The 16731-nt window shown below is 53.6% G+C and carries 11 protein-coding genes and 15 tRNA genes; all 26 read right to left on the reverse strand.

Annotated features, from left to right (window positions below):
- Nucleotides 1-32 precede the first annotated feature (32 nt).
- Entirely contained in the window at nt 33-2894 is a 2862-nt protein-coding gene (locus tag PGW97_RS13540) for a M16 family metallopeptidase (RefSeq protein ID WP_273857497.1), read from the reverse strand.
- A gap of 11 nt (nt 2895-2905) precedes the next feature.
- Nucleotides 2906-3337 carry a YqaA family protein gene (locus tag PGW97_RS13545; RefSeq protein WP_273857498.1) on the reverse strand — a complete coding sequence of 144 codons (432 nt, stop codon included), beginning with the start codon at nt 3335-3337 and terminating at the stop codon, nt 2906-2908.
- A gap of 94 nt (nt 3338-3431) precedes the next feature.
- Complete coding sequence (locus tag PGW97_RS13550; protein ID WP_273857499.1) at nt 3432-4394, reverse strand: NADP-dependent oxidoreductase; 963 nt, start codon at nt 4392-4394, stop codon at nt 3432-3434.
- 145 nt (nt 4395-4539) lie between these two features.
- Nucleotides 4540-5673 (reverse strand): sodium ion-translocating decarboxylase subunit beta, encoded by a 1134-nt coding sequence (locus PGW97_RS13555; protein ID WP_047886877.1) that lies wholly within the window; start codon nt 5671-5673, stop codon nt 4540-4542.
- Between the two features lie 9 nt (nt 5674-5682).
- Complete coding sequence (gene oadA, locus PGW97_RS13560; RefSeq protein WP_273857500.1) at nt 5683-7470, reverse strand: sodium-extruding oxaloacetate decarboxylase subunit alpha; 1788 nt, start codon at nt 7468-7470, stop codon at nt 5683-5685.
- A gap of 96 nt (nt 7471-7566) precedes the next feature.
- Nucleotides 7567-7815: an oxaloacetate decarboxylase subunit gamma gene (locus PGW97_RS13565; RefSeq protein WP_047886875.1), complete on the reverse strand. Its 249-nt coding sequence runs from the start codon at nt 7813-7815 to the stop codon at nt 7567-7569.
- Between the two features lie 802 nt (nt 7816-8617).
- A tRNA-Arg gene (locus tag PGW97_RS13570) sits at nt 8618-8694 on the reverse strand.
- A gap of 37 nt (nt 8695-8731) precedes the next feature.
- A tRNA-Arg gene (locus tag PGW97_RS13575) sits at nt 8732-8808 on the reverse strand.
- Nucleotides 8809-8857: 49 nt separating this feature from the next.
- A tRNA-Arg gene (locus PGW97_RS13580) sits at nt 8858-8934 on the reverse strand.
- Between the two features lie 38 nt (nt 8935-8972).
- Nucleotides 8973-9049: transfer RNA gene (locus tag PGW97_RS13585), tRNA-Arg, on the reverse strand.
- Nucleotides 9050-9141: 92 nt separating this feature from the next.
- Nucleotides 9142-9218: transfer RNA gene (locus tag PGW97_RS13590), tRNA-Arg, on the reverse strand.
- Nucleotides 9219-9271: 53 nt separating this feature from the next.
- Nucleotides 9272-9364 (reverse strand) — tRNA-Ser (locus tag PGW97_RS13595).
- Between the two features lie 10 nt (nt 9365-9374).
- Nucleotides 9375-9451 (reverse strand) — tRNA-Arg (locus tag PGW97_RS13600).
- 56 nt (nt 9452-9507) lie between these two features.
- Nucleotides 9508-9584 (reverse strand) — tRNA-Arg (locus tag PGW97_RS13605).
- Nucleotides 9585-9637: 53 nt separating this feature from the next.
- Nucleotides 9638-9730, reverse strand: a tRNA-Ser gene (locus PGW97_RS13610).
- A gap of 10 nt (nt 9731-9740) precedes the next feature.
- Nucleotides 9741-9817, reverse strand: a tRNA-Arg gene (locus PGW97_RS13615).
- A gap of 56 nt (nt 9818-9873) precedes the next feature.
- Nucleotides 9874-9950, reverse strand: a tRNA-Arg gene (locus PGW97_RS13620).
- A gap of 53 nt (nt 9951-10003) precedes the next feature.
- A tRNA-Ser gene (locus PGW97_RS13625) sits at nt 10004-10096 on the reverse strand.
- A gap of 10 nt (nt 10097-10106) precedes the next feature.
- Nucleotides 10107-10183: transfer RNA gene (locus PGW97_RS13630), tRNA-Arg, on the reverse strand.
- Nucleotides 10184-10237: 54 nt separating this feature from the next.
- Nucleotides 10238-10314, reverse strand: a tRNA-Arg gene (locus tag PGW97_RS13635).
- A 54-nt stretch (nt 10315-10368) separates the two neighbouring features.
- Nucleotides 10369-10461, reverse strand: a tRNA-Ser gene (locus PGW97_RS13640).
- A gap of 207 nt (nt 10462-10668) precedes the next feature.
- Entirely contained in the window at nt 10669-10866 is a 198-nt protein-coding gene (csrA, locus tag PGW97_RS13645) for a carbon storage regulator CsrA (protein WP_036800069.1), read from the reverse strand.
- Nucleotides 10867-10951: 85 nt separating this feature from the next.
- Nucleotides 10952-12130: an aspartate kinase gene (locus tag PGW97_RS13650; protein ID WP_273857501.1), complete on the reverse strand. Its 1179-nt coding sequence runs from the start codon at nt 12128-12130 to the stop codon at nt 10952-10954.
- A 16-nt stretch (nt 12131-12146) separates the two neighbouring features.
- Nucleotides 12147-14771 carry an alanine--tRNA ligase gene (gene alaS / locus PGW97_RS13655; RefSeq protein ID WP_217391954.1) on the reverse strand — a complete coding sequence of 875 codons (2625 nt, stop codon included), beginning with the start codon at nt 14769-14771 and terminating at the stop codon, nt 12147-12149.
- A 276-nt stretch (nt 14772-15047) separates the two neighbouring features.
- Entirely contained in the window at nt 15048-15512 is a 465-nt protein-coding gene (recX, locus tag PGW97_RS13660) for a recombination regulator RecX (protein WP_047886872.1), read from the reverse strand.
- A gap of 115 nt (nt 15513-15627) precedes the next feature.
- Nucleotides 15628-16698 carry a recombinase RecA gene (recA, locus tag PGW97_RS13665; protein WP_047886871.1) on the reverse strand — a complete coding sequence of 357 codons (1071 nt, stop codon included), beginning with the start codon at nt 16696-16698 and terminating at the stop codon, nt 15628-15630.
- Between the last annotated feature and the right edge of the window lie 33 nt (nt 16699-16731).

Consider the following 16731-nt stretch of genomic DNA (forward strand, 5'->3'; position numbering starts at 1 on the left):
CCGGCATCGTCTGCCGGCTTTTTTTATTGGCCTTACAACGCCGGTGTCAGGCGCTTAACCGGCCGTCCCAACGTTTTCAGTTGAGGCTGCAGCGTCTTGGCATCTCCCACCACAATGATTTGATAATCATCCGGATTGAACCATTTCGCCGCCAGTTCATTGATCTCCGCTTTAGAGATCGAGGCTGCGATGTCGTTGCGGGTCTCAACAAAATTATCCGGCAGCGAATAGGTCAGGATCTGGCCCAGCAGCTGGGCTTTTTTGCCCGGGGTTTCATAGTTCAGGGCATCTTTCTGACCTACCGCCAAACGCATAAAGTCCATTTCCTTATCGGTGACCCCTTCCGTGGCGATTCTCTGCATTTCAGCGAGGAACTCTTTCACCGATGCCAGGCTGGCATCAGCACGCACCTGGGCGTAGAACACGGATAAACCGACTTCTTTACCACCGCTCTGGTAACCACCCGCACCGTAAGTGAAGCCTTTGTCTTCACGCAAGTTCAGGTTGATCCGGCTGTTAAAGTTACCGGCCAGGTTAAAGTTCGCCAACTGGGTCTGGTACAACTCTCCGGTAGCATCATAAGGCAGTCCCTGACGCACCAGACGTACCACCGTCTGTGGCGCTCCCGGCTTGTCGACCAGCCATACTGTCTGCGAGTTCCGCTCAGGCAGGGCCGGCGTCTGGTACACAGGCGCAGGCTGTCCCTGCCAGCTAGCCAGGAAACCCAGCTGCGGCGTCAGCTGCGCCTGATCAATATCACCCACGACAGCGATATCCGCCCCATTCGGGGTGTAGTAACGCGAATAGAAGGCTTTCACGTCACCCAGTGTAATCGCTTCCAGTGACGCTTTGGTGCCTTCCGGCGGACGGCTGAACGTGGTTCCGCCATACAGCACTTCACGGGTTGCCTGCGCTGCCAGCCAAGATGGCTGCTGATGCTCATAAATGATGCCTTCCAGCGCCTGTTGCTTCACTCGCGCGAAGTCGTCGGCATTGAACGCCGGATGGAACAGACGCTCTTCCAGAATTGCCAGTGTCTGCGGCAGGTTCTTGGTCAGTGACGTCACGGAAATCACAGTGCCATACTGACCGGCAGTAAAGCCGATGGTACTGCCCAGGGTATCCAGACGCGAAGACAGGGCTTCGGCAGTCGATTTCTGCGAGGCCTCTTCCATCATACTGGCCGTCAGACGAGCCAGACCGTCTTTGCCCGCAGGCTCGAAACGGCGTCCGGCCGGTACCACCAGCTGCAGCTCAACCGTTGGTGTTTCGCGGAACTCGGTTCCCAGCACCTTGATGCCGTTTGCCAGTTCAAAGCGATAGAGCGATGGCATTACCGCTTCTACCGGCGAAGACGGCTGCGGCATCACGGTACGATCAAAGTCGTCCTTGGCGATACGCATCTGCTTTTGCAGCTCCGCTTCACTCATCTTTTTGTGCTCAGGAATAATGCGTGGCGCCGGCTCATAGTTCGGTACCGCGGCCTGCAGCTCTGGGCGGCCTTTTGGCACTACGCTCAGGGTCACAGACGGATGGCCCTTCAGATAGCGCATGTAAGCCTGCTCCATGCTGTCGGTCGTCACCGCCCGGAGTTTGCCCAACTCGGTTTTCAGGTAACTTGGATCATCATAGAACGTTTCGTACGCTGCCAGCTGAGACACCTTACCGCTTACGCTTTGCAGACCGAAAATTGCACTGGCTTCCACGGTACCTTTGATCTCATTGAGCTCTTTGGTGTTTACGCCGCGCTGTTCCAGCCCCTTGAGGATACCGGTGACTTTACCGCGCAGGGTGTTCAGATTGCCTTTGTCGCCGCTCTGACCAATAGCGTACACATAAAAAGTACAGGCCAGCTCCGCACAATCATGGAAGGCACCGGCGTCCACCACTTCCCCGGTTTTCACCAGATCCTGATACAGCAGACTGTTCTTGCCGCCGCCAATCACTCGTGACAGCAGATCCAGCGAGGCTTCATCTTCGGCTCCGTTGTACGACGTCGGCCATGCCATCAGCAGCATCGGCTGCTGGATATTATCTTCCAGCGTCATGAACCGGTTCTGATCCAGCGTGACCGGCTGTTTAGACGGTTTGGCCACTTCCGGCCCGCGAGGGATAGAACCAAAATACTGATTCACCCACTCCAGCGTCTGCGCCGCATCAATGTCTCCCCCAATAGTCAGGGTCGCATTGTTCGGGCCATACCAGCGCAAGAAGAAGGCTTTCAAGTCATTAACGTCCACCCGGTCCAAATCTTCAACATAACCGATGGTCTGCCACGAATACGGGTGGGTACGTGGGAAAAGCGCTTCCCCAATCTGTTCGTAGACCAATCCGTAAGGACGGTTTTCGTAGCGCTGGGCACGCTCGTTTTTCACGGTCGAGCGCTGGATTTCAAACTTACGCTGCGACACCGCGCCCAGCAGGAAGCCCATGCGGTCAGACTCCAACCACAGAATTTTTTCCAGCTGATTGGCCGGCACGGTTTCAAAATAGTTGGTGCGATCGCGGTTGGTCGTGCCGTTCAGGGTGCCGCCAGCTTCGGTGATCAGACGGAAATGCTCCTGATCCCCGACATTTTCCGAGCCCTGGAACATCATGTGCTCAAAAAAGTGGGCAAAGCCGGATTTCCCGAGCTCCTCACGCGCCGATCCTACATGGTAGGTCACATCCACATGCACTAGCGGATCTGAATGATCTTCATGCAGTATCACGGTCAAGCCATTGGCCAGCCGGTATTTTTGATACGGGATCACCGGCGTGTCAGCCGTTGGATCCGCTTTCAGTTGCTCGACAAACGTTACCCCTTGGGGCAAGACGGGCGATTCCGATTGCGTTGCAAACTGGCTACAACCTGCCAGCGAGAACAGCGCAACCCCTACAAACCATTTATGCACTAGAGCCATCCTTATAGTAATCCTGTTACGATTAGTGTCAGCGCGGTGTACCGGATCGCTTTTCCGATCAGGATCAGCATCAGACAGAGCCCCTGCCTCATCCGCAGCCACCCGGCCGCCAGACACAATGGATCCCCGATGACAGGGAGCCAACTGAACAAGAGCGTCCAATAACCGTATTTTTTTAGCCATTGCAATGCTTTATGACCGTGTTTTTGGTCAGAAGTTTTATCCGGCAGGATACGTCCCAGCCAATAGTTGGTCATTCCGCCCAGCGTATTGCCCAACGTCGCCACGCCAACCAGCTGCCAGACCGGGTTATCTCCCAGCTTCAGTGCCGCAATCAGGTTGGCTTCCGACCCACCCGGCAGCAAGGTGGCGCTTAAAAATCCGGTTGAAAACAGCACCCATAAGGCTGATCCTCCCTCTAATAATGCTTGCATGAGTACAACATCGCCTGTGTTCTGTTTTGTCCGTCATCCTTTATCGCGGCTGGCTGAGACTGATCATGACATCTGCCCTGATCTGTGCCTCACTTTATGCCTCGACTGCCGCAGCCGGCATCATGAGTAGCAACTTACCCTGAGTATGGCCCGATTCAATCTGCTCATGGGCGGCGATACCGTCGTCAAGTGGGAAAACAGCAGCCACCTTCAGGACCAATTGCCCTTCGGACAGCATGGTCAACATCGCACCGTTCTGCGCCACACTCGGTGACACCAGCATGCCTTCCGCTTGCAATCCCAGACTAATCGCTTTCTCACACACCGCTTCGGCCGTGATCGTCGGCACCGTAACCACCATGCCACCGGGCTTCACGCAAGTCAGAGCCTGCAAACCAACATCGCCCCCCATCAGATCAATCAGGCAATCCACCGGCGCAATCTGGCTGTCGAGGGCACCGGCACGATAATCCACGGCCTGCGCTCCCATCGCAGCAACAAAGGCTTTGTTGTCTGCCGAGCAAGTGGCGAACACTTCCGCCCCGCGAGCGGCGGCGAGCTGCACCGCGATATGGCCGACACCACCGGCACCGGCCAGAATCAGAACGCGCTGGCCTGCCATGACACCGGCTTTATCCAGTGCCTGCCAAGCCGTTTGTCCGGCCAGCGGTAATGCGGCAGCCTGCGCCAGCTCCACGCCTTTTGGCACCAGGCTCAGTGCGGTTTCCGGAACCTGGCAGTATTCGCTGTAACCGCCACCTTGCAAAGGAAAACCAATAAACCCAGCAACACGCGCACCGACCGGCAATTCACACCCTTCGCCACAGGCGACCACTTCACCGGCGATGTCATACCCAGGCACCCAGGGCAACTTGTCGCGATTTTGCTGTGCAGCCCAGCCCAATCCCGCCCGGGTCTTGGCATCAATAGGATTCACTCCGGCAAAGTGCACCTTCACCACGACCTCCCCGGCTTGCGGCTCCGGTAAATTGGCGCACTGCAGCGCCAGCATTGACGGCGGGCCAAACTCGGTGATAGCAAGTTGCTGATAAGTCATTTCCTTTTCCTTTTATCATGCTGGTTTGTGAATAAGTACAATAGCGTATTTCCGGCCAAAAAGAACGGGTAGCCGAATGGCTACCCGTTACCGTCTGTTACCGGATGTAATAAGGTCCGGTAAACGCTTATCGTGCCAGGCACCTTTAGCCGCCGACCAGAGCCAGCAGAATACCCGCCGCAACCGCCGAACCCAGCACGCCAGCGACGTTTGGTCCCATAGCATGCATCAGCAGAAAGTTTTGCGGGTTTGCTTCCAGCCCGACCTTGTTCACGACCCGCGCCGCCATAGGCACCGCTGACACCCCGGCGGCACCAATCAATGGGTTGATATCCTCGTTGCTAAAGCGGTTGAGCAGCTTGGCCATCAGTACACCACCGCCGGTACCGACCCCGAAGGCCACAGCACCAAGCACCAGAATACCCAGGGTTTCAAACTGCAGGAACTTGTCAGCTTCCAGCTTGGAGCCCACTCCCAGTCCCAGCATAATGGTGACAATATTAATCAGCTCATTCTGCACCGTGTTGGACAAACGATCCACCACGCCGGATTCCCGCATCAGGTTACCCAAGCAGAACATCCCGACCAGTGGGGTGGCCGACGGCAGAAACAGTATAGTCATCAGCAACACTGCCAGCGGAAACAGGATCTTCTCCCCTTTGCTGACATGCCTCAGTTGCTGCATCTGGATCTTGCGCTCCTCCGGGGTGGTCAATGCTTTCATGATCGGAGGCTGAATGATCGGTACCAGCGCCATGTAGCTGTAAGCGGCGACCGCAATCGCCCCCAGCAGATCCGGCGACAACCGGCTTGCCAAGAAGATCGCCGTCGGGCCATCGGCACCGCCGATAATCGCAATGGATGAAGCATCGGCTAGGGTGAACTCCATTCCCGGCACGACATTCAGCAAAATCGCACCAAACAGGGTAAAGAAGATCCCAAACTGCGCCGCCGCCCCCAATAACAGGGTTTTCGGGTTAGCAATCAGGGCTCCAAAGTCCGTCATCGCCCCGACCCCCATAAAGATCAACAGCGGGAAAACCCCGGTTTCGATCCCGATGTGGTAGATGTAATAGAGCAATCCCCCCGGCTCAGTAAAACCGGCATTGGGGATATTGGCGAGAATCGCGCCAAAGCCCATCGGCAACAGCAGCAGGGGCTCAAATCCCTTGCGAATGGCCAGAAACAGCAGACCGGCACCGACCAGCATCATCACCAGTTGGCCGAACTCAAAGTTCGCCAGTCCGGTTTCACTCCAGAGTATTAACAAACCTTCCATGGTCCCCTCTTACGCCAGACTGAGAATTGGCGAGCCGACGGCGACCGAATCACCCTCTTTCACATGCAGATCCTGCACCACCCCACTGCGTGAGGCACGCACTTCGGTTTCCATCTTCATCGCTTCCAGGATCACCAGAACGTCCCCTTCTGCTACTTGATGGCCGGGCTGCACATTAATTTTAAAGATATTACCAGCCAGCGGTGCCGCCACCGGTTCGGCACTGGAAGCAACCGGAACCACAGGAGCGGTTGCCGCGCCAGAATTTGCTGCCACCGGCTCAACCGATGCCAATTCGCCACCCGGCCCCACTTCCACATGGTACATCTGGCCATTCACTTTCACGCTGTAAGCTTCTGTGCCATTGGCTGACCCTGTCGTCACAGGCGCAGCCGCTGCCACCGGCTCACTGCCGGGTACTGGCTCGAACGCTTCGGCACTATGGCGGTTTTTCAGGAAGTTAAGCCCGACCTGTGGGAACAGGGCGTAAGTGAGAACATCATCGACTTGCGCTTCAGCCAGGGCGATGTTTTCTGCTTTAGCCTTGGCCAGCAGTTCGTCCGTCAGAATGTGCAACTCGGCAGTCAGCAGATCGGCCGGACGACAGGTAATCGGTGACTGTCCTTCCAGTACACGCTGCTGAAGCGCCGTGTTAACCGGTGCCGGAGTGGCCCCGTACTCACCTTTCAGCACCCCGGCGGTTTCTTTGCTGATGCTCTTGTAGCGTTCACCGGTCAGGACGTTCAGTACCGCCTGCGTACCGACAATCTGAGAGGTCGGGGTGACCAGAGGAATGTAACCGAGGTCTTCGCGCACACGCGGGATTTCTTCAAGCACTTCATCAAAGCGATCTGCAGCACCCTGCTCTTTGAGCTGACTTTCCATGTTCGTCAGCATACCGCCCGGCACCTGAGCCAGCAGAATACGGGCATCCACCCCTTTGAGACTGCCTTCAAACTTGGCGTATTTCTTACGGACATCACGGAAGTAGGATGCGATAGGTTCGAGTTGCTGCAGATTCAGGTTGGTATCGCGCGGTGTGCCTTCCAGCATCGCGACCACAGTTTCTGTCGGAGTGTGCCCGTAGGTCTGACTCATGGAAGAAATCGCGGTGTCCAGAATATCCAGTCCGGCTTCAATCGCTTTCACTGCCGTCGCACTCGACAGACCGGTTGTCGCATGGCAATGCAGGGCCAGCGGAATATCACAGGACGCTTTAATGCGTTTCACCAGCTCTTCCGCTTCATACGGCTTAAGCAGGCCAGACATGTCTTTAATACACAAAGAGTGACAGCCTAGATCTTCCAGACGCTTGGCCAGATCCGTCCAAGTATCCAGGTTATGTACCGGGCTGGTCGTATAAGAAATGGTACCCTGAGCATGTGCGCCGACATCCACCGTCGCCTTGACGGCTTTTTCAAAGTTGCGGACATCATTCATGGCATCAAAAATACGGAACACATCCATACCGTTAGCATGGGCGCGCTCCACAAACTTTTCGACCACGTCGTCCGCATAGTGACGATATCCCAGCAGGTTCTGCCCGCGCAGCAACATCTGCATCGGGGTCTTAGGCATTGCCTGTTTCAGTAAACGCAGACGTTCCCAGGGATCTTCACCAAGATAACGAATACACGCATCAAAGGTGGCACCGCCCCAGGTTTCCAGTGACCAGTAGCCGACGTTATCCAGCTGCTCTGCGATAGGCAGCATATCTTCGATACGTAAACGGGTAGCGAATAAAGATTGGTGGGCATCACGTAACACGACGTCGGTGATGGCTAATGGCTTAGACATGCTCTCAAACTCCTTGTCTTAATATAGGTCCTAATTACCACAATGTCCTGCTGGCTCGGTACAGAGCCCCCTGTAAGCAGGCTTTGTGGTACAACTTTAGGTTTTTTGGCTGCGATATTGATGAACGGCAGCCGTTATAGCTGCGATGACTTCAGGCTGAACGCCATTGCCCGGTGCGGGAGGGGCCTGGCGCAGAGTACTCTGAATGGGTGGTGCGTCCTCAGGGGCTATCTTGGCCAACAGCTGTACCAGGACAATCAGCACACTGAGAAATAAAAACACGACCACCATCCCGGTGACCATAATCGTGGCGGCCTCCCACAGCAAACTTCCTAAATCGGCCATAATGCTTCCTTTCCTTGATGATGTAATAGGCGATGTAACAAATATCACGCCGCACAAAATCATGTCAAATTGATTAACAATGCGACACACCAGCAAATTTTGTCTCTTGCTTTTGGCACGCTGAAAGCAAAAATTTACTCAATCAGCAAAATTTGCCTGTATTTTGCTTGGATATTCCACTGTATGCAGCGCGCCACCTCTCATTTTGGAGGTTGTAGATCCTTGAATATCCTAATTTTTAACTAAAACCTTATCGCTTACGTAAAGGTAAGATCATTAAAATCAAAAAGAAACATTAGTGACAGGAAAGTGAAACAGTTCCCAGCAAAAGATCCGATGTTGCGCCGCATTTCACTCATCACCCACAGTGAGATATGTATTTACATTTAAAGCATAACAAATCACATCAAAAAAGAGATTGGGCGACCCGTCTCTACCCCTTTCTCTCATTCTTAATCTAACCCAGATGCGAACAAAGGGAATGAGACACGCAGCAAGCTAACGAAACCGAAACCGTTTTGTACATTGCTAAATCCACAGCTAAGTCCAAAGCTACGGCCAAAGCCAGGTACACAGCAACGCAGACAGCAACGTAAGCACACAGATTAAGTTTGAAGGGCTGGTAACAGACAACGCGGGGAAACGACAAAGCGGATGGATAAAGGTTGCGGGAATTAGGTGTTGTCCAACAGCGGCAATTCTGGCTGTAGCCAAAAGCCGAGAGGAGAGGTCCCCGTCACAGTCATTAGAAGGCAGGACGCAGAAATGAAAAAAGCCCAGCCGAAGCTGAGCTTTTCAATAATGGCGCGTCCGGGAGGATTCGAACCTCCGACCGCCTGGTTCGTAGCCAGGTACTCTATCCAGCTGAGCTACGGACGCGCAGGCTATATTCTGACAATGCAGAATATGGAAATAATGGCGCGCTCGGGAGGATTCGAACCTCCGACCGCCTGGTTCGTAGCCAGGTACTCTATCCAGCTGAGCTACGAGCGCACGCTTAATTCCGGGTGTTTCACACTGCCGAGGCAATGCTTATCAATAATGGCGCGTCCGGGAGGATTCGAACCTCCGACCGCCTGGTTCGTAGCCAGGTACTCTATCCAGCTGAGCTACGGACGCGCAGGCTGTATTCTTTATGATCCAGAATACGGGATTAATGGCGCGCTCGGGAGGATTCGAACCTCCGACCGCCTGGTTCGTAGCCAGGTACTCTATCCAGCTGAGCTACGAGCGCGCAGAATCTGTTTTCAATCGTCAGGAACACCTAACGGCCAATGCCTTGTAGACATTGGCTTAAGTAACAGTCCGTTGATACTTAAGGAATGATGGCGCGTCCGGGAGGATTCGAACCTCCGACCGCCTGGTTCGTAGCCAGGTACTCTATCCAGCTGAGCTACGGACGCGCAGGCTTTTCTTTTGCAAGAAAACTCTTTACTTAAACTACGTTAAGAAAGAATGGCGGTGAAGGAGGGATTCGAACCCTCGATACGGCTATAAACCGTATACTCCCTTAGCAGGGGAGCGCCTTCAGCCTCTCGGCCACCTCACCACACGAATAATGGCGCGCTCGGGAGGATTCGAACCTCCGACCGCCTGGTTCGTAGCCAGGTACTCTATCCAGCTGAGCTACGAGCGCACACTTAATTCGGTTTTTATTTCACATCGCCCACCTGGCAATGTAAATCAATATAATGGCGCGTCCGGGAGGATTCGAACCTCCGACCGCCTGGTTCGTAGCCAGGTACTCTATCCAGCTGAGCTACGGACGCGCAGGCTTTTCTTTTGCAAGAAAACTCTTTACTTAAACTACGTTAAGAAAGAATGGCGGTGAAGGAGGGATTCGAACCCTCGATACGGCTATAAACCGTATACTCCCTTAGCAGGGGAGCGCCTTCAGCCTCTCGGCCACCTCACCACACGAATAATGGCGCGCTCGGGAGGATTCGAACCTCCGACCGCCTGGTTCGTAGCCAGGTACTCTATCCAGCTGAGCTACGAGCGCACACTTAATTCGGTTTTTATTTCACATCGCCCACCTGGCAATGTAAATCAATATAATGGCGCGTCCGGGAGGATTCGAACCTCCGACCGCCTGGTTCGTAGCCAGGTACTCTATCCAGCTGAGCTACGGACGCGCAGGCTTTTCTTTTGCAAGAAAACTCTTTACTTAAGCTACGTTAAGAAAGAATGGCGGTGAAGGAGGGATTCGAACCCTCGATACGGCTATAAACCGTATACTCCCTTAGCAGGGGAGCGCCTTCAGCCTCTCGGCCACCTCACCACACGAATAATGGCGCGCTCGGGAGGATTCGAACCTCCGACCGCCTGGTTCGTAGCCAGGTACTCTATCCAGCTGAGCTACGAGCGCACACTTAATTCGGTTTTTATTTCGCACCGCCATTTGGGCAATGCAAATCAATCATGGCGCGTCCGGGAGGATTCGAACCTCCGACCGCCTGGTTCGTAGCCAGGTACTCTATCCAGCTGAGCTACGGACGCGCAGGCATTTCTATTTGCAAGAGAACTCTTTACTTAAACTATGTTAAGAAAGAATGGCGGTGAAGGAGGGATTCGAACCCTCGATACGGCTATAAACCGTATACTCCCTTAGCAGGGGAGCGCCTTCAGCCTCTCGGCCACCTCACCGTCTTGCGGGGGCTCATATTACTTCGCCCCCAAAATAAGTCAAACACTTTATTATCAAAAAACGACATCAGCTGCGCGTGTGCGCACTAAGTAGCCAACTCGGCACATTATCGGACGCACAAGCACAGGAAAGCACTTAATTTCAATAAAATGGCAAAATTGTCTGACTACAAAAAAGGCCAGCTCATCAGGCCGACCTTCTTCGAATTAGTAGTTACCAGAACCTTGGGTACCCGTTTCTTTTTCAGCTTGGATACGCATGTAGATCTCTTCGCGGTGCACAGAAACTTCTTTTGGTGCATTTACACCAATACGAACCTGGTTACCTTTAACGCCCAGAACAGTAACAGTTACTTCATCACCGATCATCAGCGTTTCACCTACGCGACGTGTCAAAATTAGCATTCGTGTGCTCCTTGAGTAATCTCTGTCTTATAAGAGTTACGGTTAATTATCCAACAAATTTTACGTTATCGTAAATGGTCACTGCTCAAGAAACAGCGAGAAGTGGCCGATTATCCAGACTTTCTGCCTCGACCACAAATTTTTTATGGAGGATCGCTGTGGCCCGCTGGACATCCTGTCCCTGCACTAACAGTGACAAGCATCGCACGGTTGACGTCTGTTGATACACAGCCAGCTCATGTTCGAGCAACAGTGTTTCTACATGTGGCCACATCTGCCCGCTCCCTTCCCCAACAATGGTAACGGTAGCGACGTTTTCTTCCACTACCGCTAGGTCACCCATTATCAGTTTCAGTCTGGCCAGTGCATCCGCCGCCGTCACCATCCAGGTGGAGTGATTGTCGCCGGCATAACACCAAACATCAAACCCGAGCAACTGCAATCGTTGCTCAACCTCATGGATCGGCTGTTCCACATTCAGCAGTGATTGCTGTGCCTTGATCGCCACGCCGACAGCTCCCGCCGCCGAAGATGGCTCAAAGTTCACCAGAGTTCCTTCGCCGTCATCAAACGATGACACCACCCTCAAAGGCACCCGGTGTGACTCAGCATATTCAACTGACTGTAATTGTAGCACTTTTGCTCCGTGCCGTGCCATTGCCGTCATATCATCGAAATGAATGGCGCTGAGCTTGCACGCTTCGCTGACCAGACGGGGGTCTGTGGTATAGACACCGTCAACGTCAGTGAAGATTTGGCATTCGTCTGCATTCAACGCCCCGGCAATTGCCACAGCCGTTGTATCAGAGCCGCCACGTCCCAGTGTCGTGATATTGTTCAGGCTATCACGCCCCTGGAACCCAGCCACCACCACAATGTGGTCGCGGCTGAGAAAATGTTGCAACGTGTCCGTATCAACTTGGGTGATGCTGGCATTATTAAATGCGTTGTCCGTGCGGATGGCGACCTGATCGGCAGTCAGGGAGGTGGCAGGATAGCCACGTTTATTCAGGGCCATTGCCAATAGCGCAATGGTTACCTGCTCCCCGGTCGATAGCAACACATCCAGCTCTCGCTGTGTTGGCACCTCATCGATCTGTTTTGCCAATCCCAGCAGGCGGTTGGTTTCCCCCGCCATTGCCGAAACGACGACAACAATTTGATGACCCTGCAGGCGTGATTGAATCACGCGATCGGCGACAGCTTCAATTCGCTCAATGCTGCCGACCGATGTTCCACCAAATTTCTGCACTAATAGTGCCACATCACCACTCCAAGTATTACAGCTTCTCTGCCAACCAAGGGGTGACAGATTCCAGTGCTGCTGGCAATGCCGCAGCATCTGTACCACCCGCTTGAGCCATATCCGGACGGCCGCCGCCTTTACCGCCAACTTGCTGTGCCACCATGTTGATCAGGTCACCGGCTTTCACCTTACCGATCAGATCTTTGGTGACACCGGCGATCAGGCCGACTTTGTCATCGCTGACATTACCCAGAACCACAATGCCGCTGCCCAGCTGGTTCTTCATTTCATCAACCATACCGCGCAGGCCTTTGTTGTCGGCACCGTCCAGTTTCGCAATCAGGACTTTCACACCGTTGATGTCTTTCGCCTGATTGATCAGTCCCGCACTTTCCTGTGCGGCCAGTTTGTCTTTCAGCTGCTGAATTTCTTTTTCCAGCTGCTTGCTGTGTGCAACCAGGGCACTGACTTTGCTGGCTACGGAAGCCGCGTCAGATTTCACCAGGCCCGCCGTTTCTGTCAGCAGGGCTTCCTGTGCGTGCAGGGCGTCAATCGCCGCTTCGCCAGTCACCGCTTCGATACGACGGATACCGGCTGCAATACCGCCTTCCGATACGATCTTGAACAGACCGATGTCGCCGGTATTTTTGGCGTGGATACCACCACACAGTTCAGTCGAGAAGTCGCCCATGCTCAGCACGCGCACTTCATCGTCATATTTCTCACCAAACAGCGCCATGGCACCTTTCTGTTTGGCAGACTCAATGTCCATCAGATCGGTCTTGATCGCGTGGTTACGACGGATTTGCTCGTTCACCAGGCGCTCAACTTCACGCAGTTGCTCCGGCTTCACCGATTCCAGGTGAGAGAAGTCAAAACGCAGACCTTCCGGCTTCACCAGGGAGCCTTTCTGAGTCACGTGCTCGCCCAGCAGCTGACGTAGTGCCGCGTGCAGCAGGTGAGTCGCTGAGTGGTTCAGGCTGATTGCCTCACGACGTTTGGCATCCACTTTCGCCGCCACTTTGTCGCCCACGTTCAGTGAGCCTTCGCTCACCACACCGTAGTGACCAATTGCCGCTCCAAATTTCTGCGTGTCAGTGACGTTAAGCAGCACACCGTCTGCCTGCATCACACCAGTATCACCACACTGGCCGCCTGACTCTGCGTAGAACGGCGTATTGTCCAGAACCACCAGCACATTTTCACCGGCATTCACGGTATCAACCTGCTCACCTTCGCGGTACAGCGCCACTACCGTCGACTCGCCTTCAGTCGCGCTGTAGCCACAAAATTCTGTGTCAGCGTCTACTTTGATCGCGTCGTTGTAATCAACACCAAACTGGCCTGCTTCACGTGCACGCTGACGCTGGGCTTCCATTGCATCGTTGAAGCCTTCTTCATCGATAGTGAAACCACGCTCACGCGCAACGTCGTTTGTCAGGTCAGCCGGGAAGCCGTAGGTGTCATACAGTTTGAATACGGTTTCGCCGTCCAGTACTTTACCGTCCAGGCTATCCAGCGCTTCCGCCAGAATCGTCATACCGCGGTCAAGCGTACGACCGAAGTTTTCTTCTTCGATCTTCAGTACTTTCTCAACCATTTCCTGCTGTTTATTCAGCTCTTCACCGGCCGTGCCCATCACCTCAGCCAGCGGGCCAACCAGTTTGTAGAAGAAGGCACCTTTCGCGCCCAGCTTATTACCATGGCGAACAGCACGACGGATGATACGGCGCAGTACATAACCACGGCCTTCGTTGGATGGCATCACACCGTCGGCAATCAGGAAGGCACATGAACGGATGTGGTCTGCAACAACACGAAGCGATTGATTGCTCAGGTCATCGTGACCGATCACTGCTGCCGCTTCTTTGATCAAAGTCTGGAAAATATCAATTTCATAGTTTGAGTGAACGCCCTGCATGATGGCAGAGATACGCTCAATACCCATACCGGTATCAACCGACGGTTTCGGCAGTGGCTCCATCGTGCCGTCAGCCTGGCGGTTGAATTGCATGAATACGTTGTTCCAGATCTCGATGAAACGGTCACCGTCTTCTTCCGGTGTTCCCGGACGACCGCCCCAGATGTGCTCACCGTGATCGTAGAAAATTTCAGTACATGGACCACATGGACCGGTATCGCCCATCTGCCAGAAGTTGTCAGACTCGTAAGCTTTGCCGCCTTTCTTGTCACCGATACGGATGATGCGATCAGCCGGGATACCCACTTCTTTGTTCCAGATGTCAAATGCTTCGTCATCGGTTTCATACACGGTGACCAGCAGACGATCCTGAGGCAGTTGCAGTACGTCAGTCAGGAATTCCCATGCGTACTTGATGGCGTCTTGCTTGAAGTAGTCACCGAAGCTGAAGTTACCCAGCATTTCAAAAAACGTGTGGTGACGAGCTGTAAAGCCTACATTTTCCAGGTCGTTGTGCTTACCACCTGCACGCACACAGCGCTGAGCTGTGGTCGCTCGAGTGTAGCTGCGCTTCTCTAGACCGAGGAAAGTATCTTTAAACTGGTTCATACCTGCGTTTGTAAACAACAACGTTGGGTCGTTAGCAGGTACAAGAGACGAGCTCGGGACGATTTGGTGACCTTTGCTCTCAAAAAACGCAAGAAACGCACGGCGAATCTCATCAGTGCTCATGTACATTGGCAAATCCTGAATAATGCTTTTCTGTAAACGGAATAATCGAATTAACTGTTGAATCGCCTGCCTGTGCAATAGCCGCCATGCCCTTGGCCGGACAGAATAAGCAGGGATAATGAAACTAACATAAATTCTTTGGCGGCTATTGTAAAACAACGGTAGGCATAACTGGAAATGTTATGTTCAAAAATGGGGTGTTTTCTGTGCTTTGAGCGCCCTGTTTGCTGCGCATCCGGTCGTTGTCCGGCGCTGCCGTCAACAGACCGTCACGCACAGGCGTTAATATTCTTCCTCGGCATTCAGCGCGTATTTAATTTGCTCGAAGTCGAACCCCCTGTACTGCATAAAGCGAAACCGGCGGGCCTGCTCTTTCGGGGTATCCATCGGGCTGCCACCGAATTTTCGCTGCGCCACTTCGCGGGCATGCTCAAACCAGTCGAATTCATCCTGCTCCAGCAACTGACTGACGATAGCGTCGTGCACCCCTTTCATTTTCATTTCCTGCCGAATGCGCATCAGCCCCCAGCCTTTGGCAATCCCATTACGCAGCATCAGTGCGGCAAAGCGGGCATCGTCCAGCCAGTTATAGTCCTGACAGAATGCCACGGCCTCATCAATATCCGCACCGCTGTAACCGCGGTTTTTCAGCTTCAGCCGCAGCTCTTTTTCGGCATGATCACGCCGCGACAAGTAGCCGACCGCCGCTTCTTTGGCACTTTGTCTGGGTGGTTGCTTGCTCTTCATGTTCTTCCCCTCGGCAAACGGGTGATAAACAAAAACGGGCGAGGTACTGCTACCCGCCCGTTTTGCTAATTCTCAATAGATTGACACTGGTTTGCTAGTTTTCGGCCAGACGGACTTAGAACGCCTGATCTTCTGCATCCATGTTTTCCAGTACGTCGTCTTCAGACGCTGGAGCAGATTCGCCGCCTTGCACGTTTTCAGTGTTCAGCAGCATATCACGCAGTTGCTTCTCGATTTCCGCCGCAATTTCAGTGTTCTCAGCCAGATATTTGCAGGCATTCGCCTTACCCTGACCGATCTTGTCACCCTTGTAACTGTACCAGGCACCGGCTTTTTCGATCATCTTGTGCTTAACGCCCAAATCCACCAGTTCACCATTACGGTTAAAACCTTGTCCGTACAGGATTTGGGTATCAGCCTGCTTGAACGGTGCCGCGATCTTGTTCTTCACCACTTTGATACGGGTTTCGTTACCCACCACTTCATCGCCTTCTTTAATCGCACCGGTACGGCGGATGTCCAGACGAACAGAGGCATAGAATTTCAGGGCGTTACCACCGGTGGTGGTTTCCGGGTTACCGAACATCACACCAATCTTCATACGGATCTGGTTGATGAAGATACACATACAGTTAGACTGCTTCAGGTTACCGGTCAGCTTACGCATCGCCTGAGACAGCATACGTGCCTGCAGACCCATGTGCGAGTCACCCATTTCACCTTCGATTTCCGCTTTCGGCGTCAGGGCTGCAACGGAGTCAACCACCAGGATATCTACCGCGCCTGAACGCGCCAGTGCATCAGCGATTTCCAGGGCCTGCTCACCGGTGTCCGGCTGGGATACCAGCAGCTGGTCAATATCAACACCCAGTTTTTTCGCATATACCGGATCCAGGGCGTGCTCAGCATCAATGAACGCACAGGTTTTACCGTCACGTTGCGCCGCGGCAATCACTTCCAGAGTCAGTGTGGTTTTACCTGATGATTCCGGACCGTAAATTTCAACAATACGACCCATCGGCAGGCCGCCAGCACCCAAGGCGATATCGAGAGACAGAGAACCAGTAGACACTGTTTCTACATCCATTGCGCGGTTGTCGCCCAATTTCATGATCGAGCCTTTACCGAATTGCTTCTCAATTTGACCTAACGCGGCGGCAAGTGCCTTCTGCTTGTTGTCGTCCATTCGACTCTCCAAGGGATGCTTCAATTAAGTACT

This window comes from Photobacterium sp. GSS17 (assembly GCF_028621875.1).
Classification (GTDB): domain Bacteria; phylum Pseudomonadota; class Gammaproteobacteria; order Enterobacterales; family Vibrionaceae; genus Photobacterium; species Photobacterium ganghwense.

What these genes read in the sequence shown, in the direction of transcription:
- PGW97_RS13545 (WP_273857498.1), bottom strand. Translation starts at nt 3,337, where the DNA reads ATGCAAGCATTATTAGAGGGAGGATCAGCCTTATGGGTGCTGTTTTCA.
- PGW97_RS13550 (WP_273857499.1), bottom strand. Translation starts at nt 4,394, where the DNA reads ATGACTTATCAGCAACTTGCTATCACCGAGTTTGGCCCGCCGTCAATG.
- PGW97_RS13555 (WP_047886877.1), bottom strand. Translation starts at nt 5,673, where the DNA reads ATGGAAGGTTTGTTAATACTCTGGAGTGAAACCGGACTGGCGAACTTT.
- oadA (WP_273857500.1), bottom strand. Translation starts at nt 7,470, where the DNA reads ATGTCTAAGCCATTAGCCATCACCGACGTCGTGTTACGTGATGCCCAC.
- PGW97_RS13565 (WP_047886875.1), bottom strand. Translation starts at nt 7,815, where the DNA reads ATGGCCGATTTAGGAAGTTTGCTGTGGGAGGCCGCCACGATTATGGTC.
- csrA (WP_036800069.1), bottom strand. Translation starts at nt 10,866, where the DNA reads ATGCTAATTTTGACACGTCGCGTAGGTGAAACGCTGATGATCGGTGAT.
- alaS (WP_217391954.1), bottom strand. Translation starts at nt 14,771, where the DNA reads ATGTACATGAGCACTGATGAGATTCGCCGTGCGTTTCTTGCGTTTTTT.
- recX (WP_047886872.1), bottom strand. Translation starts at nt 15,512, where the DNA reads ATGAAGAGCAAGCAACCACCCAGACAAAGTGCCAAAGAAGCGGCGGTC.
- recA (WP_047886871.1), bottom strand. Translation starts at nt 16,698, where the DNA reads ATGGACGACAACAAGCAGAAGGCACTTGCCGCCGCGTTAGGTCAAATT.